At 45.4% G+C, this 15,553-nt stretch carries 16 protein-coding genes; 13 read left to right on the top strand and 3 right to left on the bottom strand.

Going from position 1 to position 15,553, the window contains the following annotated elements; genetic code table 11:
- From ABID29_RS07125 to ABID29_RS07070, 12 genes are all read left to right on the top strand, one after another.
- Complete coding sequence (locus tag ABID29_RS07125; protein WP_354365439.1) at positions 1–672, top strand: YggS family pyridoxal phosphate-dependent enzyme; 672 nt, start codon at positions 1–3, stop codon at positions 670–672.
- A 14-nt stretch (positions 673–686) separates the two neighbouring features.
- The gene (locus tag ABID29_RS07120) at positions 687–1,232 is read left to right on the top strand and encodes a cell division protein SepF (RefSeq protein WP_354365437.1); all 546 of its coding nucleotides are present in this window, start codon (positions 687–689) and stop codon (positions 1,230–1,232) included.
- A gap of 8 nt (positions 1,233–1,240) precedes the next feature.
- Positions 1,241–1,528: a YggT family protein gene (locus tag ABID29_RS07115; RefSeq protein ID WP_168549101.1), complete on the top strand. Its 288-nt coding sequence runs from the start codon at positions 1,241–1,243 to the stop codon at positions 1,526–1,528.
- A gap of 3 nt (positions 1,529–1,531) precedes the next feature.
- Positions 1,532–2,323 carry a YlmH family RNA-binding protein gene (locus tag ABID29_RS07110; RefSeq protein ID WP_354365435.1) on the top strand — a complete coding sequence of 264 codons (792 nt, stop codon included), beginning with the start codon at positions 1,532–1,534 and terminating at the stop codon, positions 2,321–2,323.
- Positions 2,323–3,078, top strand: a complete 756-nt coding sequence (locus tag ABID29_RS07105) for a DivIVA domain-containing protein (RefSeq protein ID WP_168549099.1) — start codon at positions 2,323–2,325, stop codon at positions 3,076–3,078. The genes ABID29_RS07110 and ABID29_RS07105 overlap by 1 nt, the downstream gene beginning before the upstream one ends.
- Positions 3,079–3,545: 467 nt before the next feature.
- Entirely contained in the window at positions 3,546–6,305 is a 2,760-nt protein-coding gene (ileS, locus tag ABID29_RS07100; protein ID WP_354365433.1) for an isoleucine--tRNA ligase, read from the top strand.
- 449 nt (positions 6,306–6,754) lie between these two features.
- On the top strand, positions 6,755–7,597 hold the full coding sequence (locus tag ABID29_RS07095; RefSeq protein ID WP_354365431.1) for an SAM hydrolase/SAM-dependent halogenase family protein: 843 nt from the start codon (positions 6,755–6,757) through the stop codon (positions 7,595–7,597).
- Positions 7,598–7,606: 9 nt separating this feature from the next.
- A complete protein-coding gene (locus tag ABID29_RS07090; RefSeq protein WP_354365429.1) occupies positions 7,607–8,152 on the top strand; it encodes an ECF-type riboflavin transporter substrate-binding protein in 546 nt (181 codons plus the stop codon).
- Between the two features lie 360 nt (positions 8,153–8,512).
- Positions 8,513–8,803, top strand: a complete 291-nt coding sequence (locus ABID29_RS07085; protein WP_354365427.1) for a hypothetical protein — start codon at positions 8,513–8,515, stop codon at positions 8,801–8,803.
- Positions 8,804–9,026: 223 nt separating this feature from the next.
- Positions 9,027–10,013 carry an oxygen-dependent tRNA uridine(34) hydroxylase TrhO gene (gene trhO, locus ABID29_RS07080; RefSeq protein ID WP_354365425.1) on the top strand — a complete coding sequence of 329 codons (987 nt, stop codon included), beginning with the start codon at positions 9,027–9,029 and terminating at the stop codon, positions 10,011–10,013.
- A 64-nt stretch (positions 10,014–10,077) separates the two neighbouring features.
- Complete coding sequence (locus ABID29_RS07075; protein WP_354365423.1) at positions 10,078–10,941, top strand: GNAT family N-acetyltransferase; 864 nt, start codon at positions 10,078–10,080, stop codon at positions 10,939–10,941.
- A 16-nt stretch (positions 10,942–10,957) separates the two neighbouring features.
- A complete protein-coding gene (locus ABID29_RS07070) occupies positions 10,958–11,581 on the top strand; it encodes an alpha/beta fold hydrolase (protein WP_354365421.1) in 624 nt (207 codons plus the stop codon).
- A gap of 53 nt (positions 11,582–11,634) precedes the next feature.
- Here ABID29_RS07070 and ABID29_RS07065 read toward each other — a convergent pair whose 3' ends face one another.
- The 3 genes from ABID29_RS07065 to ABID29_RS07055 all read right to left on the bottom strand — a co-directional run bounded on the left by ABID29_RS07065 (position 11,635) and on the right by ABID29_RS07055 (position 15,000).
- The gene (locus tag ABID29_RS07065; RefSeq protein WP_354365419.1) at positions 11,635–11,937 is read right to left on the bottom strand and encodes a DUF1827 family protein; all 303 of its coding nucleotides are present in this window, start codon (positions 11,935–11,937) and stop codon (positions 11,635–11,637) included.
- A 26-nt stretch (positions 11,938–11,963) separates the two neighbouring features.
- Complete coding sequence (locus ABID29_RS07060; RefSeq protein WP_354365418.1) at positions 11,964–12,413, bottom strand: NUDIX hydrolase; 450 nt, start codon at positions 12,411–12,413, stop codon at positions 11,964–11,966.
- A gap of 376 nt (positions 12,414–12,789) precedes the next feature.
- Positions 12,790–15,000 carry an ATP-dependent Clp protease ATP-binding subunit gene (locus tag ABID29_RS07055; protein ID WP_354365417.1) on the bottom strand — a complete coding sequence of 737 codons (2,211 nt, stop codon included), beginning with the start codon at positions 14,998–15,000 and terminating at the stop codon, positions 12,790–12,792.
- Positions 15,001–15,303: 303 nt separating this feature from the next.
- Here ABID29_RS07055 and ABID29_RS07050 point away from each other — a divergent pair, with 303 nt between their 5' ends.
- Positions 15,304–15,534: a DUF1797 family protein gene (locus ABID29_RS07050; protein ID WP_168549090.1), complete on the top strand. Its 231-nt coding sequence runs from the start codon at positions 15,304–15,306 to the stop codon at positions 15,532–15,534.
- Positions 15,535–15,553: the final 19 nt, after the last annotated feature.

Genomic DNA, 15,553 nt, shown 5'->3' with positions numbered 1-15,553 from the left:
ATGTCACTAAAAGAGAATACTGTTCAAGTTTTTGAGAAAGTTTCAAATGCCTGCCGGGAGTCTGGACGATCTGAACACGATGTGAAGGTAATAGCTGTCACCAAATATGTTGACAGCTCTATTACTAGGGAGCTAGTAGAGGCCGGGGCAAGACATCTAGGTGAAAACCGTGTGGAACCATTTTTGGCTAAGCGTGAAGCACTTAAGGATTTGCCTATTACATGGCACTTTATCGGTAGTCTTCAACGGCGAAAGGTCAAAGATGTCATCAACCAAGTGGATTATTTTCATGGCCTCGACTCCCTAAAACTAGCTCAGGAGATTGACAAACGGGCTGATCATCCGATTAGCTGCTTCATCCAGGTTAATATTTCGGGTGAAGACAGCAAGCATGGTTTCTCGGAGGCGGAATTAAAAGAAGCTTTGCCGCAATTGGCTCAGCTGAATCAGCTGAACTTGATAGGTCTTATGACCATGGCTCCTTTGGACGCTGACGAAGCTTTGCTTAAATCGATTTTCTCAAAAACAGAAGCCCTGAGACAGACTATCCAGCAAGAAGCTTGGCCAAATATGCCCATGACAGAGCTGAGTATGGGGATGAGTCAGGATTATCCGTTGGCGATTGAAGCTGGTGCGACCTTTGTCCGCATCGGTACGGCATTTTTCGAATAAAGAAGGAAGAAGATATGTCATTTTTACAAGATAAGATCAACAGCATAATGGCTTACTTTGATACAGAAGATATTGTTGAAGAAGAGATGGCAGAGCTTCCAGATTATGAGGAAGAGTTGCAGCCAGTTCCTGTTTCTGAGCCCAAAGGTTCAGCTCATTTGCAAGAAGAAAGAAGACCAAGTATGCCTAATACGCGAAATTCAGTGCCTTCAGCACCAAGGGAAACTGTTACTTATGCTCGGAGTCATCACACCAGTGCTGAGACAACTGTCATCGATATTAAGTTTCCGAGAAAGTATGAGGAAGCGCGTGAAATTGTCAATTTGTTGCTTCAAGATGTTAGTGTTTTGATCGACTTCCAGCACATGACAGACTCGCAGGCACGCCGTTGCATTGATTACTTGGATGGTGCGCGCTTTGTCTTAAATGGCAACCTGAAAAAAATCTCCTCGACCATGTTTTTATTGACACCAGTTAATGTGGTTGTTAATATTGAGGACATGGGACTGCGTGGTGAAGCTCAGGATACCAACTATGATTTCGATATGAAGCGCCGATAAGGAAGTAAATGGTACATTTGATTTTATTTATTGCTCAAGTTTTTACAAAAGTTCTGTATGTCTATAGTTTTATCCTGGTGGCCTATGCCTTGCTGTCCTGGTTTCCAGGCGCTTACCAGACCAAGCTAGGGCAGTTTATTATTCGCTTGGCTGATCCTTATGTGACCGTCTTTAGAAGACTCAACTTACATATCGGAATGGTAGATTTTTCTGTAATGGCAGCTATCTTGTCTTTACAGGCAATTGAATATTTTGGCTTAAAATTTCTTGGGCTTCTCCTCACATTATTTGTCTAAAATATGATAGAAAAATCACCAGTATTTCAGCATTTTCATCCAGAAGAGAAAGTTTTTGTGGAGCAAATGTTGGATAAAATTGAGCGAATCGTCTCTCATTACAGCATTGAAGTGACCGCCTTTCTCAATCCTAGAGAAGCCTTCATCGTTACGTCTTTAGCAAAGAGAGCTGGTTTGCAGGTCTTTTCTAGTGGTGAACACTATAAGACAGAATCAGTTCGTTTGATTTTGGCGCCAGATTATTATGTCTTGGATCTAGCTGATTTTGAACTGGCACTTTTAGAGTTGACGTATGCCCGTAAGTTTAACCAGTTGAGCCATTCTCAGATTTTAGGAAATTTAGTGAATCAGCTGGGAATAAAGCGTGGTCTGCTGGGGGATATTCTACTAACTGTAGATCGCACTCAGGTTATAGTGGATCAAAAGATGGCAGATTTTTTGATGCAACATGTCACAAAAATTTCTCGCGTGCCTGTCACTTGGAAATTAAGCTCCTTAGAGCATCTTATTGTTCCAGAAGAAACTAGCCAGACCTCCCAGATCTTATCCAGCAGTATGCGCTTGGACAAGATCATTGCTGTAGCTTATCAATTAACCAGGCCCATAGCTGTTAATCTAGTTGAACATGGTAAGGTCAAGGTAAATTATCAACCCATAACAGCGCCAGCCCATCAATTAACCGTTGGTGATTTGGTGAGTTGTCGCGGTTATGGCCGCTTTCGTCTGGAAGATCAAACTGGACAGACAAAAAATGGAAAATATAAATTGACCCTAACAAAAATAGGAGGAAAATAATGGTACTTACTCCATTAGATATTAAGGATAAAAGTTTTAACGGAAAATTTCGTGGTTATAGCATTCAAGAAGTGGATGAATTTCTGGATATTGTGACGCGCGATTACGAAGAAATTCTCCGTCAAAATCAGGAAAATGAAACCAAAATCAAAATGCTGACGGAACGTTTGGCTTATTTTGATGAGATGAAAGAATCTCTCAGTCAGTCAGTCATCCTAGCTCAGGATACAGCTGAAAAATTGAAGGCGACTTCTGCAAGTGAGAGCCAAAATATTATTAAGCAAGCGGAGCACGATGCACAATTCTTATTGGAAACAGCAAAGGCTAAAGCCAATGAGATGTTGAGACAGGCAACTGATAATGCTAAGCGAGTTGCGGTTGAGACAGAGGAGTTGAAGAATAAGGCCCGCATTTTCCATCAGCGACTTAAGTCTACGATTGAAAGCCAGTTAGCGATTGTGGATTCTTCCGAATGGGAAGAAATCCTGCGTCCGACAGCGACTTATTTGCAGACAAGTGATGAGGCTTTCCGAGAAGTGGTTTCGTCAGCTCTGGAAGAAGAAGTCCATGTTTATGAAGAAGATTCTCTGGATATGACACGTCAGCTAAGCCCTGAAGATTTGGCTGAAATTGCTCGTCGTGCAGAGGAAGCAAACCAAGAACTGGAAGCCTATCAGGCAACCCAGAATTTAAACCGCCAAGAGATTACGGATGCTGTTAACCAAGCAGCAGCTGAAGCAGTTGACTTATATTAAAAATAAAGCAAAAACACAAGTTTTCAAGCATACGCAGAGCGAGCAGGGGATGGTGGAAGCCCTGAGGTCCCTGTTTGTGAATTTATCCTTTTGCAGGTTTCTGGCTGAACTGGTAAAATAACCAAATTAGGTCAGAAGGTTTGGCTAACCTTACTAGCCACACAAGGGACAGGTCTTTTTGACTTGTCTGAAAAAAGGTGGTACCACGAGCTTTCGTCCTTTATGATGAAGGCTTTTTTCTTTTTGATAGTGTCTAAAGTGGTCAGAGATGGTAAACAAAATAGTTTGGAAGTCTGTTTCTGAGAATGCTAAATTTCAGACTTCATTCGTGAGTTAAGAAGTCTTGAGAGGCTTGCCTACCAAGGCTAAAATACTGATATAGCTGACCACAACGAAACTATCTCCTAGTCGGATTGCCCTTTAGGGAACATCGACAATCGTGTAAAGCAACAGAAAGTGAGAACATTATGAAATTAAAAGAAACCCTTAACCTCGGTCAAACAGCCTTTCCTATGCGGGCTGGGTTGCCGACAAAAGAGCCTGAATGGCAAAAAGCTTGGGAAGAAGCCAAGCTCTACCAACGCCGTCAGGAGTTAAATGCAGGAAAACCTGCCTTCCATCTCCATGATGGTCCTCCCTATGCCAATGGGAATATCCACGTTGGGCATGCCCTCAATAAGATTTCCAAGGACATCATCGTTCGTAGCAAGTCCATGTCAGGTTTTTCTGCTCCTTATGTTCCAGGTTGGGATACACATGGTCTGCCGATTGAACAGGTCTTAGCCAAGCAAGGCGTTAAACGCAAGGAGTTGGAGCTGGCCACTTATCTCGAAATGTGTCGTGACTATGCTCTGTCACAGGTGGACAAGCAGCGAGAGGATTTCAAGCGTCTGGGTGTATCCGCAGACTGGGACAATCCTTATGTGACCTTGACACCGGACTTTGAAGCAGCTCAGATCCGTGTCTTTGGTGCGATGGCGGACAAGGGCTATATCTATCGTGGCGCTAAGCCTGTCTACTGGTCATGGTCATCTGAGTCTGCTCTGGCTGAAGCGGAAATCGAATACCACGACATCGACTCGACCTCGCTCTACTATGCCAACAAGGTCAAGGACGGCAAAGGCGTGTTGGATACGGATACCTACATCGTGGTCTGGACGACTACTCCATTTACCATCACGGCTTCCCGTGGTTTGACTGTCGGACCTGACATGGACTATGTGGTGGTACAGCCAGCGGCTTCTTCTAAAAAGTACCTCCTTGCTGAAGCCTTGGTTGACAAGCTGGCAGACAAGTTTGGCTGGGACAGCTTTGCTATTGTCCAACAGCATAAGGGAGCGGAGCTGGAGTATATCGTGACCGAGCACCCGTGGGATGCCCAAGTGGATGAGCTGGTGATTTTGGGCGACCATGTGACGACTGAGTCTGGTACAGGTGTCGTCCATACTGCGCCGAGCTTTGGTGAGGATGACTACAATGTCGGTGTCAAGTACGGTCTTGAGGTCTATGTGACAGTTGACGAGCGTGGACTGATGAATGAGCTGGCGGGTCCTGATTTTGAGGGGCAGTTTTATGACAAGGTCGTGCCGACGGTTGTGGAGAAGTTGGGTGATTTGCTTCTTGCTAAGGAAGTCATCAACCACTCTTACCCATTTGACTGGCGGACCAAGAAGCCGATTATCTGGCGGGCAGTACCGCAGTGGTTTGCTTCTGTGTCTAAATTCCGTCAGGACATCTTGGATAATATCGAGAAAACGACCTTTAACCCAAGTTGGGGTAAAACCCGCCTTTACAACATGATCCGTGACCGTGGAGATTGGGTGATTTCCCGTCAACGGGCTTGGGGTGTGCCGCTACCGATTTTCTATGCCGAAGATGGCACGCCAATCCTGAGCAAGGAAGTCACTGACCATGTGGCAGACCTCTTTGAAAAAGAAGGTTCGATTATCTGGTGGAAGCGTGATGCCAAAGACCTCCTGCCAGCAGGCTTTAGTCACCCAGGTTCACCGAATGGGGAATTTACCAAGGAAACCGACATCATGGATGTCTGGTTTGACTCTGGTAGCTCTTGGAATGGGGTGATGAATGCGCGTGATAATCTTGCTTATCCAGCGGATCTTTACCTTGAAGGCTCTGACCAGTACCGTGGTTGGTTTAACTCGTCTCTGATCACTTCTGTTGCTGTCAATGGGCATGCGCCGTACAAGAGTATTCTCTCTCAAGGTTTTGTCCTTGATGGTAAGGGCGAGAAAATGTCCAAGTCCAAGGGCAATATCATCTCGCCAAACGATGTCGCTAAGCAATACGGGGCTGAGATTCTCCGCCTCTGGGTGACTTCGGTTGATACCTCAAACGACGTGCGGGTATCTATGGACATTTTGGGGCAGGTGTCTGAAACCTACCGCAAAATCCGCAATACCCTGCGTTTCCTACTGGCTAACACTAGCGATTTCACCCCTGCGACAGATACAGTCGCCTTTGACGACCTTCGTAGTGTTGACCAGTACATGACCGTAGCCTTTAATGCGCTTGTGGCGACTGTCCGTGCGGCTTATGATAACTACGACTTCATGACCATTTACAAGAGCGTGGTCAACTTCATTACGGTTGAATTGTCCGCTTTCTACCTTGATTTTGCCAAGGACGTGGTCTATATCGAGGCGGAAAATAGCAGAGCGCGTCGTCAGATGCAGACTGTTTTCTACGACATCTTGGTGAAGCTGACCCAGCTGTTGACGCCAATTTTGCCACACACCGCAGAGGAAATCTGGTCTTATCTGGAGCACGAGACCGTAGACTTTGTTCAGTTGACCGACCTGCCAGAGGCGGTTGAATATGACAATAGCGCCGCTATTTTGGCAGCGTGGACCGACTTTATGGACTTCCGTACCAGAGCTCAAAAAGCTCTGGAAGAAGCGCGTAACGAGAAAGTCATCGGTAAGTCATTGGAAGCTCACCTGATCGCAACAGTTTCTGCTGAGGTCAAATCAGCCCTCGAAGCCCTCAATGTTGACCTGGCTCAACTCCTTATCGTGTCAAACCTGACTCTTGTCGAAGGAGAAACCAACTTTGCCGTTGAGCGTGCTGCAGGTGAAGTCTGTGCCCGTTGCCGCCGTATTGATGAGACGACAACAGAGCGTTCTTATAACGTGACTATCTGTGACCACTGTGCCAACATTGTGGAAGCTGAATTCCCAGAAGCCGTTGCTCAAGGGTTTGAAGGATAATAGGTATTTTAGCCAAAGAAGGTCTGGCCTTCTTTGGTTTTTAGCGTGAATCAGGCCGATTGGATTCCCAATCGTCTAGAGCATGCTACAAATGAGAAAATGGGCGTTAGATGGGGTTCTTCGAGGCATAGTGATTAGCTTGACAGCCCATCCTTTATGCGATAGGTTTGGCCACAGGGAGGAGATGTCGTAATGGATAGCCTAAGGAGCTGACGCGCTTTGGAGTCAGGAATGGGTGATGAGTTAGAATTAGTAATGTTAAGACAAATATGCCAAGAGCATCTGGTTTCTAGTGTTCATGATCTTCTCTTAAAAGATGAGACGTTAGGATGAACAGTCCTAAAAGTTTGACCTCTCAGTTAAAAGATATAACTGGTTATAAAAATCAACTATTTTTAAAGTGCTTTAAAATATGGTAGGATATTAAGTATCCTTTAGGAGGGGGAAAAATGTCGAATAATTTATTGGTACTGCAATCCGATTTTGGGTTGGTAGACGGAGCTGTTTCCGCTATGATTGGGGTCGCGCTTCAGGAGGAACCAACGCTTGGAATTCATCATCTGACTCATGATATTACGCCTTATAATATCTTTGAAGCCAGCTACCGCCTTTTCCAAACGGTGGAATATTGGCCGGAAGGTACAACCTTTGTTTCGGTGGTTGATCCTGGTGTCGGATCGAAGCGTAAGAGTGTTGTGGCTTTAACCGAACGTAACCAGTATATCGTTACTCCAGACAATGGGACGCTCAGCTATTTGAAAAAACAAGTGGGAATCAAGGCTGTTCGGGAAATCTCTGAAGTGGAAAATCGTCGCAAGAATACGGAACATTCTTATACTTTTCATGGACGAGATGTTTACGCTTATACGGGAGCTAAGCTCGCGAGTGGTCATATTTCTTTTGAAGAGGTTGGGCCAGAGCTTTCCGTGGCAGATATTGTCGAGATGCCGATTGTGGAAACGCTTGTGACAACAGACTCTGTTAAAGGCGCAATTGATATCTTGGATGTGCGCTTTGGGTCTTTGTGGACATCTATTAGCCGGTCTGAATTCTATACGTTGAACCCAGAATTTGGCGATCGTTTTGAGGTGACGATCTATAATAATGATATGTTGGTCTACCAGAATCAGGTCATCTATGGGAAGTCCTTTGCAGATGTTCGGATTGGACAGCCCATTATCTATATCAATTCGGTCTATTGCGTTGGTGTCGCGATCAACCAAGGTTCATTTGCCAAGGCGTATAACGTTTCTGTTGGAGCTAACTGGCAGATTGAATTTAAAAAAATTTAGGAGCTTTACATGAAACAATTATCTATTAAAACAGTTGTTGCCATTGGGATTGGAGCTGCGCTTTTCTTTCTAATCGGGCGCTTTATCAGCATTCCAACAGGGATTCCAAACACTAATATTCAGCTACAATACGCAGTTTTGGCGCTCTTTGCGACCCTTTATGGTCCTTTGGCGGGTTTCTTGATTGCTTTTTTGGGCAATACCTTGATTGATTTATCATGGGGGACACCTTGGTGGGCTTGGATCTTAGCTGCTGGTATTTTTGGCTTAATCCTAGGCTTGGTTGGTCAAAAATTGCGTATCGAATCAGGAATCTTTACTAAGAAAGATGCTGCCTGGACAATTTTAGGGACCTTAGTAGGTGTGGTGATTTCTTGGGGACTTGTTGCGCCTCTCGGAGATATTTTTATCCACAGTGAGCCTGCTTCTAAAGTCTTCACTCAAGGTTTGGTAGCTGGTCTGGCTAATGCTGTAACTGTTGCGGTTGCAGGAACAGCTCTTTTAAGCGTTTATGCCAAGACCCGTGTGCAAAAAGGGTCTCTCTCTAAGCATTAAAAAATCGCTGAAGATAATAAAAAGACGGTCCTGACGACTGTCTTTTTTATGTTACCTCAGGATTTATCATTTTACCAATTTTCAAGAAAACATTTAGGCACGCCTGTCCTACCTTCAAATACTCTATAAGGCCCCTATAGAAGTGAGGTGAAAATCAATGTAAACTAAAAAGGCAATCTGATAATAAGATAGCCTAGCAAAATTTATGCCAACTAATATATTATGCCATAAATTTCACTAAAATATAAGACTTGTTTTTACGAAAATGATATGATAGGCTAGAATTAAAGGATAATTAACGAGTTTAGCATTCTTGAGAAAAGAGTACAAGAAGAGCAAAATAGAAAAGGGGTGTTTAGGATGTTAAAAACGAAACAGCTTATCGAAACTTACCACTCATATTGCATCATCCTTATTCTTTGTCTTTGGGTGGCCACCTTCTTTTTGTCTTGGGATACCCAATGGGGAGGAGTAGCGGTTTATCCTTTTATACTGAGGAACATTTTTCCGGTGCTAGGCGCTTCCTTGATTGTTTTAGCTGTCATACTTAAAAAGCTGTCAGTTTTTATTTTAGGAGTAGGAGTAATATTTGCATTTTGGATAAATTTGTTTGTCATATTTGCAATTTTTCCATTGATCATTGGTAATTAAGTTCAGGTTTTTGACCAATTGTAGAGGTTGCTGTTACCTATAGCAATCTCTGCGGTGGATTAATGAGTGTCTGTTAGAGCTTCGCAGAAGGCAGTCAAGTTGGCTGTCTTTTCATTTTGCAGACAAGATATTTTCCCAAATCTGACTAAGACGGTATAATAAAGAAGGTGAAAACATGTTTTTCATACAATAACCTGCATGCAACAGGGAAAAGGAGAAGCACATGTCAAAGGACATCAGAGTTTTACTCTATTATAAATACGTCCACATTGAGAATGCTAAAGAATACGTGCAGACTCATTTGGATTTCTGTAAGTCAATCGGCCTTAAGGGTCGGATTTTGATTTCTGAAGAGGGGATCAACGGAACTGTTTCTGGTGATTTTGAGACCACTCAGAAATACATGGACTGGGTACATAGCGATGAGCGTTTTGCGGACCTCTGGTTCAAGATTGACCTAGAAGAAGAACAGGCTTTCAAGAAGATGTTTGTTCGTTACCGCAAGGAGATTGTTCACCTGGGTCTGGAAGACAACGATTTTGACAACGATATCAACCCACTTGAGACAACGGGTGCTTACTTGACACCAAAAGAGTTCAAGGAAGCGCTGCTTGACGAAGATACAGTCGTGCTTGATACCCGTAATGACTACGAGTACGACCTTGGTCACTTCCGTGGCGCCATTCGCCCAGACATCCGCAACTTCCGTGAGTTGCCACAGTGGGTGCGTGACAACAAGGAAAAATTCATGGACAAGCGTGTCGTGGTCTACTGTACCGGTGGTGTCCGCTGTGAGAAATTCTCTGGCTGGATGGTGCGTGAAGGCTACAAGGATGTCGGCCAGCTCCACGGTGGTATCGCGACTTACGGTAAGGACCCAGAGGTTCAAGGCGAGTTGTGGGATGGCAAGATGTACGTCTTTGACGAGCGGATCGCTGTCGACATCAACCATGTTGACCCGAAAGTGATCGGTAAGGACTGGTTCGATGGCACACCGTGTGAACGTTATGTTAATTGTGCAAATCCATTCTGTAACCGTCACCTGTTGACGTCTGAAGAAAACGAACACAAGTACGTTCGTGGCTGTTCAGCAGAATGCCGTGCTCATGCCCGCAACCGCTACGTGGCTGAGAACGGATTGACCCATGAAGAATGGGCAGCAAGATTAGCGGAAATCGGAGAAACACTACCTATTGTTGCTCCAGCTTAATCAGCGATGATGACCAGCCTCTTGGCTGGTTTTTTGGTATAATAGACCTCATGGAGGTACTTCTATGGAAATCATCAGTACGAATTGCTTATCTATTGAACAAGACAAACGGGTAAAAGCTTTTCTAGCCCACTGCATGGCTCATGATAAGACTTATAAAGAGCCCTACTTGTCCAATCAGCTTAACTTTAACCCTGACATGCCGGCCTTTTTCTTGGCTTACGATAGGGGTGAGTTGATTGGCTTGTTGACGGTCTATGCCGATACACCTGAGGTTGACTTGTCGCTTTTTGTTGCACCAGAGCACCGCAGAAAAGGCATCGCTCGGCAACTCTATCAGAAATTTTTGGAGGAAACGGCAGCATATGGTGTGACAGAGGTATCCTTTATTGCGGAGCGTGCCTTTATTGAGGCAAATCCAGGTCTCCTGTCCGCTTGGGAAGTGGTCATTGATGACGATAGTGAGTACTTTTTGGGACGGCCGTGCTTGCCTATGGACATGGCAGAGCTGCCCCTTGAGGTGTCTCTCTCGCTGGCTAGACCAGAGGAGGTGGAGGATATTGCTGAGCTGAAAGCGCGCGTGTTTGAGACGCCGCTAGAGCTCAGTCTGACCTATGTGTCAGAAGCCCTGGCTGATCAGAACAGTCTCCTGTATGTTGCCCGCCTAGCTGATCAAGTGATTGGCACTTGTACGGTGGACATCAGCTCTAGCCTGACTTACCTTTACGGTCTTGCTGTTGATGCTGCCTATCGCGGTCAGGGCATCGGCAGTCAGCTGGTGAAAACCATCATCAACGACCGTTACCATGCAGGTGATACCGAGCTACAGATTGCCGTTGATAAGGACAATGACGGTGCTAAAAAACTCTATGAACAACTGGGCTTTGTCACCCAGACAGAAGTGATTTATCTCTCCAGCAAGGATTAAGAGAGGGGATTGAGTGATGAAATTGATTTTTCTACACGGAGTGGGGCAAGATAGCCGAGCTTGGGAGCAGGTGATGGACGGGTTGCAGGGCTATGACTGTGTCAGCCTAAACTTATTTCGTCATGGAAAATTACCTGATTTTTCCAGCCTACAAGAGCAGGTCAGGCAGGCGGTACGTGAGAGCGAGGAAGACGTTGTTGTGATTGGGCTATCTTTGGGAGGCATGCTGGCACTGTCCTTGTTAAAAGACCCAGAGCCGCAGCTTAGAGCAGTCGTTAGCATTGCAGGCCAGTACCAATTTACCAAGAACTGGGCTTATAAGGTGCAGGTTGCCTTGCTCAAGCTCTTGCCTCCATCTCTCTTGGCAAAACAAGGCTTGGATAAGGAGAATTTGCTGGCTTTTTATCGAGACTTGGCTCAGCTGGATATGACAGGTTTTCTACAAACAACGACCTTGCCAGTCCTCTTGCTCTGTGGGGAGCGCGATAAGATTAACCTTAGAACAGCCAAGCAACTGAAGAACTTGATGCCAAAAGCAGAGATGGCGGTGATAGCTGAAGCAGGCCACGAAGTCAATAAGGACCAGCCTCTTCTTCTTGCAGATCGAATTTTAGCGTTTGTTGAATCCATTTCAAAATGAGCATTTTCAAAAAGCCCAGGAAATTTTCCTAGGCTTTTCTTATAGGCTGGGGATCAGTTCACAATTGGAATAGACATTTCAATTAGGGTAGGGCAGATGAGGGTTTGGATTTTGGATTGATCAATACGGTCTGTATCAATCTTGCGCTTGAGGAAAAAGGCGCGGATTTTCTCAACTTCATCCTGCCGAATAGCCCGGTGTTTATTGGTAATCAATAGCTCATAGTGGGTCGGAGCTTGGGTGAAAATCACATCTGTATTGCCTGCGGAGTAGGTTTCAACCAAGGTTGCATCGGTATTTTCCAACTGCTTAGTGACCAGCTCAGCATGGCTGTTGGTGGTATTGATTAATTTCATAGAAAACTCCTTTTAAATGAGAGAGGTTATTTACCCCTTTGCTCCAACCATTGGTCAATGCCCCAGCGGTGGCTGTCGCGCTTCAATTTGGCTCTGGCTTCTGCAATCGGAAACCAGCCGATTCGATTGAAATCTTCTAAGGGCTGTTGGACCTTTTTGAAATCAGAAACCGTATAAAGATAGGCTGGATGGTAAAAATGGGTGTCACGGTGGCGAGAATAGAAGTATTCATCTGCCTGACCAAGAAATGCTTGGATAGTTGCAGTTGCCCCCAGCTCCTCTAGCAATTCCCTAGAGAGAGCTTCTTGATGGTTTTCATCTGCTTCGATTTCTCCACCCGGCAGAAACCAAGCACCATTAGGGGCCTGGATCAAGACTAGTTCTGTTTCTGTTTCATTGGGAATGATACCATAGACACCATAGCGCGACTGGTAGTCAGCGTCAGCGATTTTTTGACCGAATACGGGATGTTGCATAGCGTTCTCCTTTTTACCATTATACCAAAAAATCTATTTTTGGAATATTGTGGACTCGAAAAAAATTAAAAATTTCAAAGGCCCTATTGACAAATCTAGCCTCGAATGCTTGAACTATAAAGGCTTCATGGAAATGCAGCAAAAGAGGCTGGGACTCAGTCCTAACCTCTCAATTCTTTTTGGATTGTCAAGTAAGACGCAGTTGTTGAGTGGGCTCTAATACACTGATTTCATCAGCTTTTACAGCCCTACTCAACTGTGCGGAGGTGGGAGTGAAATAGTCCAGTGGACTGTTTCAGCCCGAACTTAGAAATGAAAGAGTGAGGGAAAATCGAATTCTGACGAATTACCGATTTTTGTCCCACTCTCAAGATGGTTACTTATCAGTTTTTTGAGCCTTGATGGTAATTTGACCGCTAGAGGTCATGACTGCTCTAAGGGCTTTTTCAGTAGGGTTTTCCAGATAGAAATCAGTGATGGCGTCTTCGATATGGTCCTGAATGGTCCGACGTAGGGGTCTTGCTCCCATCTTAGGGTCGTAGCCTAGATCGACCAGTTTTTCCTTGACCTTGTCGGTGACGTGGAGACTGATACCATTGGTCGCTAGACGTTCGCTGACCCCATCTAGCATCAGGTCGACAATCTTGAGCAGGTTATCCTTGCTGAGGGCTTGGAACTCAATGATCCCATCGAAACGGTTCATAAATTCCGGACTAAAGAAGTCGCCCAGGTGAGAAAGGACGGAGTTGGTCCGATTTTCCCTGGCTGCGCCAAAGCCGACTGACGCCTCTACCTTGCCTGTTCCTGCGTTAGAAGTCATGATGATAATGGTATCCTTAAAGCTGACCGTGCGGCCTTGGCCATCTGTGAGGCGGCCGTCATCCAAAACTTGAAGGAACATGTGCATGACATCTGGATGGGCTTTTTCTACTTCATCCAGGAGGATGAGCGAATAAGGATTACGGCGAACTTTTTCCGTTAATTGACCGGCTTCTTCGTAGCCAACATAGCCCGGAGGGGCTCCAACCAGCTTGGCTGTGCTGTGTTTTTCCATGTATTCTGACATGTCAAAGCGAATCATAGCGTCAGCTGAGCCAAAGAGCTCGATCGCTAATTGTTTAGACAATTCGGTCTTGCCGACACCGGTCGGTCCGACAAAGAGGAAGGAGCCGATTGGGCGGTTAGGAGCTCCGAGTCCGACACGGTTTCTGCGGATGGCCTTGGCGATTTTATCCACGGCCTCATCCTGGCCGATGACATGAGCTTTGAGGTCGCTGGCCAAATGGATCAACTGGCTCTGCTCTTTTTCCTTGAGGTCACCGACTGGAATGTTGGTCTTGCGCTCAACGATGCTCTCGATTTCCTTTTCAGTGATGATGGGAGTGTCTTGCTCATCAAGGCTGGTTTGCTGCATTTCCTTGTATTTGGCAATTTGGTCGCGGAAATAGGCGGCTTTTTCGTAATCTTCGTCACGCGTAGCTTGAGCCTTGAGGTTTTCAGCTTCAATGAGGCGCTGGTCAATCTCTTTAGGATCCACAAAATTGAGGGTCAGGTTCATCTTGGAGCCAGCCTCGTCGAGCAAATCGATGGCCTTGTCTGGCAAGAAACGGTCCTGAATGTAGCGGTTGGAGAGGTGGGCGGCAGACTCGATCGCTTCGTCAGTGTAGCGCACATGGTGGTAGTCTTCGTAGCGTTTTTGAATCCCTTTTAAGATGGTGATGGTTTCTTCAACGCTCGGTTCGTCGACACGAACGGGCTGCATCCGTCGCTCTAAGGCAGCGTCTTTTTCAATGATGCGGTACTCGTTGAGGGTGGTTGCTCCAACTAGTTGCAATTCTCCCCTAGCCAGCGCAGGTTTGAGGATATTACCCGCATCCATGTTACCATCGCCAGCTGCACCGGCTCCGACAATTTCATGGATTTCGTCAATGAATAGAATGACGTCCTGACGCTCACGGATTTCTTCCATGAGTTTTTGCATGCGCTCCTCAAATTGGCCGCGGATCCCTGTTCCTTGGACCAGGCTGACCACATCGAGACGAATGACTTGCTTGTTTTGCAGTTTATGCGGGACATCCGCATCGACAATTTTCTGGGCCAAGCCTTCAACGACAGCTGTTTTACCGACCCCAGGCTCTCCGATGAGAACAGGGTTGTTTTTGGTCCGACGGTTGAGGATCTCAATCACACGGATAATCTCCTCGTCACGACCGATGACAGGGTCAATGCCTCCTCGGCGAGCAATATCGGTGACATTGATACCGAACTCGTCCAAGAGCCCTTTCTTAGGTGGTTGGCCATTTTGCCCGTTCCCATTCCCACCTGAACGACCAGGATGGGTTGGAGGCGTGGTGTTACTTGGGCGGCGATTGTTCTGTTGGAAGTTGCTTAATTCATCAAAGAAATCTTCAAAGGGGTTTCTTTGGCTGTTTTGTGGATTAGAAATCCCCTTAAATAAGGCATTTTGAGGATCGGTTTTCATGATTTGGTAACAGTTTTGGCAGAGGTCTACTTGGTGTTGGCGACCATTGAGATTGCTATAAAGATGGATGGTGGCATCGTTAATTTGACAATTATGACAAAGCATAGAACTACCTCTTTTCCTAGATTCACAGATGACTGACCAAAGGTCAAAAAAGGTCAAATGTTAATTTAATTATATCACTTCTGGAAAAGAAAGCAACTGAAAAGCTTACTAGCCCTTGTTTTGGAAAATGAAGAGACCAGGACCTATTTCCAAACTGATATAGGACCAATCAAGCGTTCTCTCCTTCTTTCAGCCTCGATTTGAAGAAAATTTCCTGTAAGTCCCTTAAAAAATCCTTTTTTCTAGCCCAACTTGTGGAAATTATGGTAGAATAAGGTATAGACTTTTAAGAGGAGAACGACTATGGAATCACATTTGGTGAGAATTATTAACCGCTTGGAGCTGATGGCTAAAGATGGCGGGAACTTAAAACGTAATTTTGAACGCGAAGGAGTGGTTGTGGCAGAAGTGTCTTACAGCTACGATGAGGAGAATGGCTCTGTCTTCACCCTACGTGATGTAGCAGCCCATGAGACCTTTACCTTCGACTCCATCGATTTGGTTGCTATGGAAATTTACGAATTGCTCTATTAATAGCTAATAGGAGCAGACA

Source organism: Streptococcus rupicaprae (assembly GCF_040545225.1).
Lineage (GTDB): Bacteria > Bacillota > Bacilli > Lactobacillales > Streptococcaceae > Streptococcus > Streptococcus rupicaprae.
Note: the sequence above shows the minus strand (reverse complement) of the source record. Positions and strands in the feature narration are given on the sequence as shown.

What these genes read in the sequence shown, in the direction of transcription:
- ABID29_RS07125 (WP_354365439.1), top strand. Translation starts at nt 1, where the DNA reads ATGTCACTAAAAGAGAATACTGTTCAAGTTTTTGAGAAAGTTTCAAAT.
- ABID29_RS07120 (WP_354365437.1), top strand. Translation starts at nt 687, where the DNA reads ATGTCATTTTTACAAGATAAGATCAACAGCATAATGGCTTACTTTGAT.
- ABID29_RS07115 (WP_168549101.1), top strand. Translation starts at nt 1,241, where the DNA reads ATGGTACATTTGATTTTATTTATTGCTCAAGTTTTTACAAAAGTTCTG.
- ABID29_RS07110 (WP_354365435.1), top strand. Translation starts at nt 1,532, where the DNA reads ATGATAGAAAAATCACCAGTATTTCAGCATTTTCATCCAGAAGAGAAA.
- ABID29_RS07105 (WP_168549099.1), top strand. Translation starts at nt 2,323, where the DNA reads ATGGTACTTACTCCATTAGATATTAAGGATAAAAGTTTTAACGGAAAA.
- ileS (WP_354365433.1), top strand. Translation starts at nt 3,546, where the DNA reads ATGAAATTAAAAGAAACCCTTAACCTCGGTCAAACAGCCTTTCCTATG.
- ABID29_RS07095 (WP_354365431.1), top strand. Translation starts at nt 6,755, where the DNA reads ATGTCGAATAATTTATTGGTACTGCAATCCGATTTTGGGTTGGTAGAC.
- ABID29_RS07090 (WP_354365429.1), top strand. Translation starts at nt 7,607, where the DNA reads ATGAAACAATTATCTATTAAAACAGTTGTTGCCATTGGGATTGGAGCT.
- ABID29_RS07085 (WP_354365427.1), top strand. Translation starts at nt 8,513, where the DNA reads ATGTTAAAAACGAAACAGCTTATCGAAACTTACCACTCATATTGCATC.
- trhO (WP_354365425.1), top strand. Translation starts at nt 9,027, where the DNA reads ATGTCAAAGGACATCAGAGTTTTACTCTATTATAAATACGTCCACATT.
- ABID29_RS07075 (WP_354365423.1), top strand. Translation starts at nt 10,078, where the DNA reads ATGGAAATCATCAGTACGAATTGCTTATCTATTGAACAAGACAAACGG.
- ABID29_RS07070 (WP_354365421.1), top strand. Translation starts at nt 10,958, where the DNA reads ATGAAATTGATTTTTCTACACGGAGTGGGGCAAGATAGCCGAGCTTGG.
- ABID29_RS07065 (WP_354365419.1), bottom strand. Translation starts at nt 11,937, where the DNA reads ATGAAATTAATCAATACCACCAACAGCCATGCTGAGCTGGTCACTAAG.
- ABID29_RS07060 (WP_354365418.1), bottom strand. Translation starts at nt 12,413, where the DNA reads ATGCAACATCCCGTATTCGGTCAAAAAATCGCTGACGCTGACTACCAG.
- ABID29_RS07055 (WP_354365417.1), bottom strand. Translation starts at nt 15,000, where the DNA reads ATGCTTTGTCATAATTGTCAAATTAACGATGCCACCATCCATCTTTAT.
- ABID29_RS07050 (WP_168549090.1), top strand. Translation starts at nt 15,304, where the DNA reads ATGGAATCACATTTGGTGAGAATTATTAACCGCTTGGAGCTGATGGCT.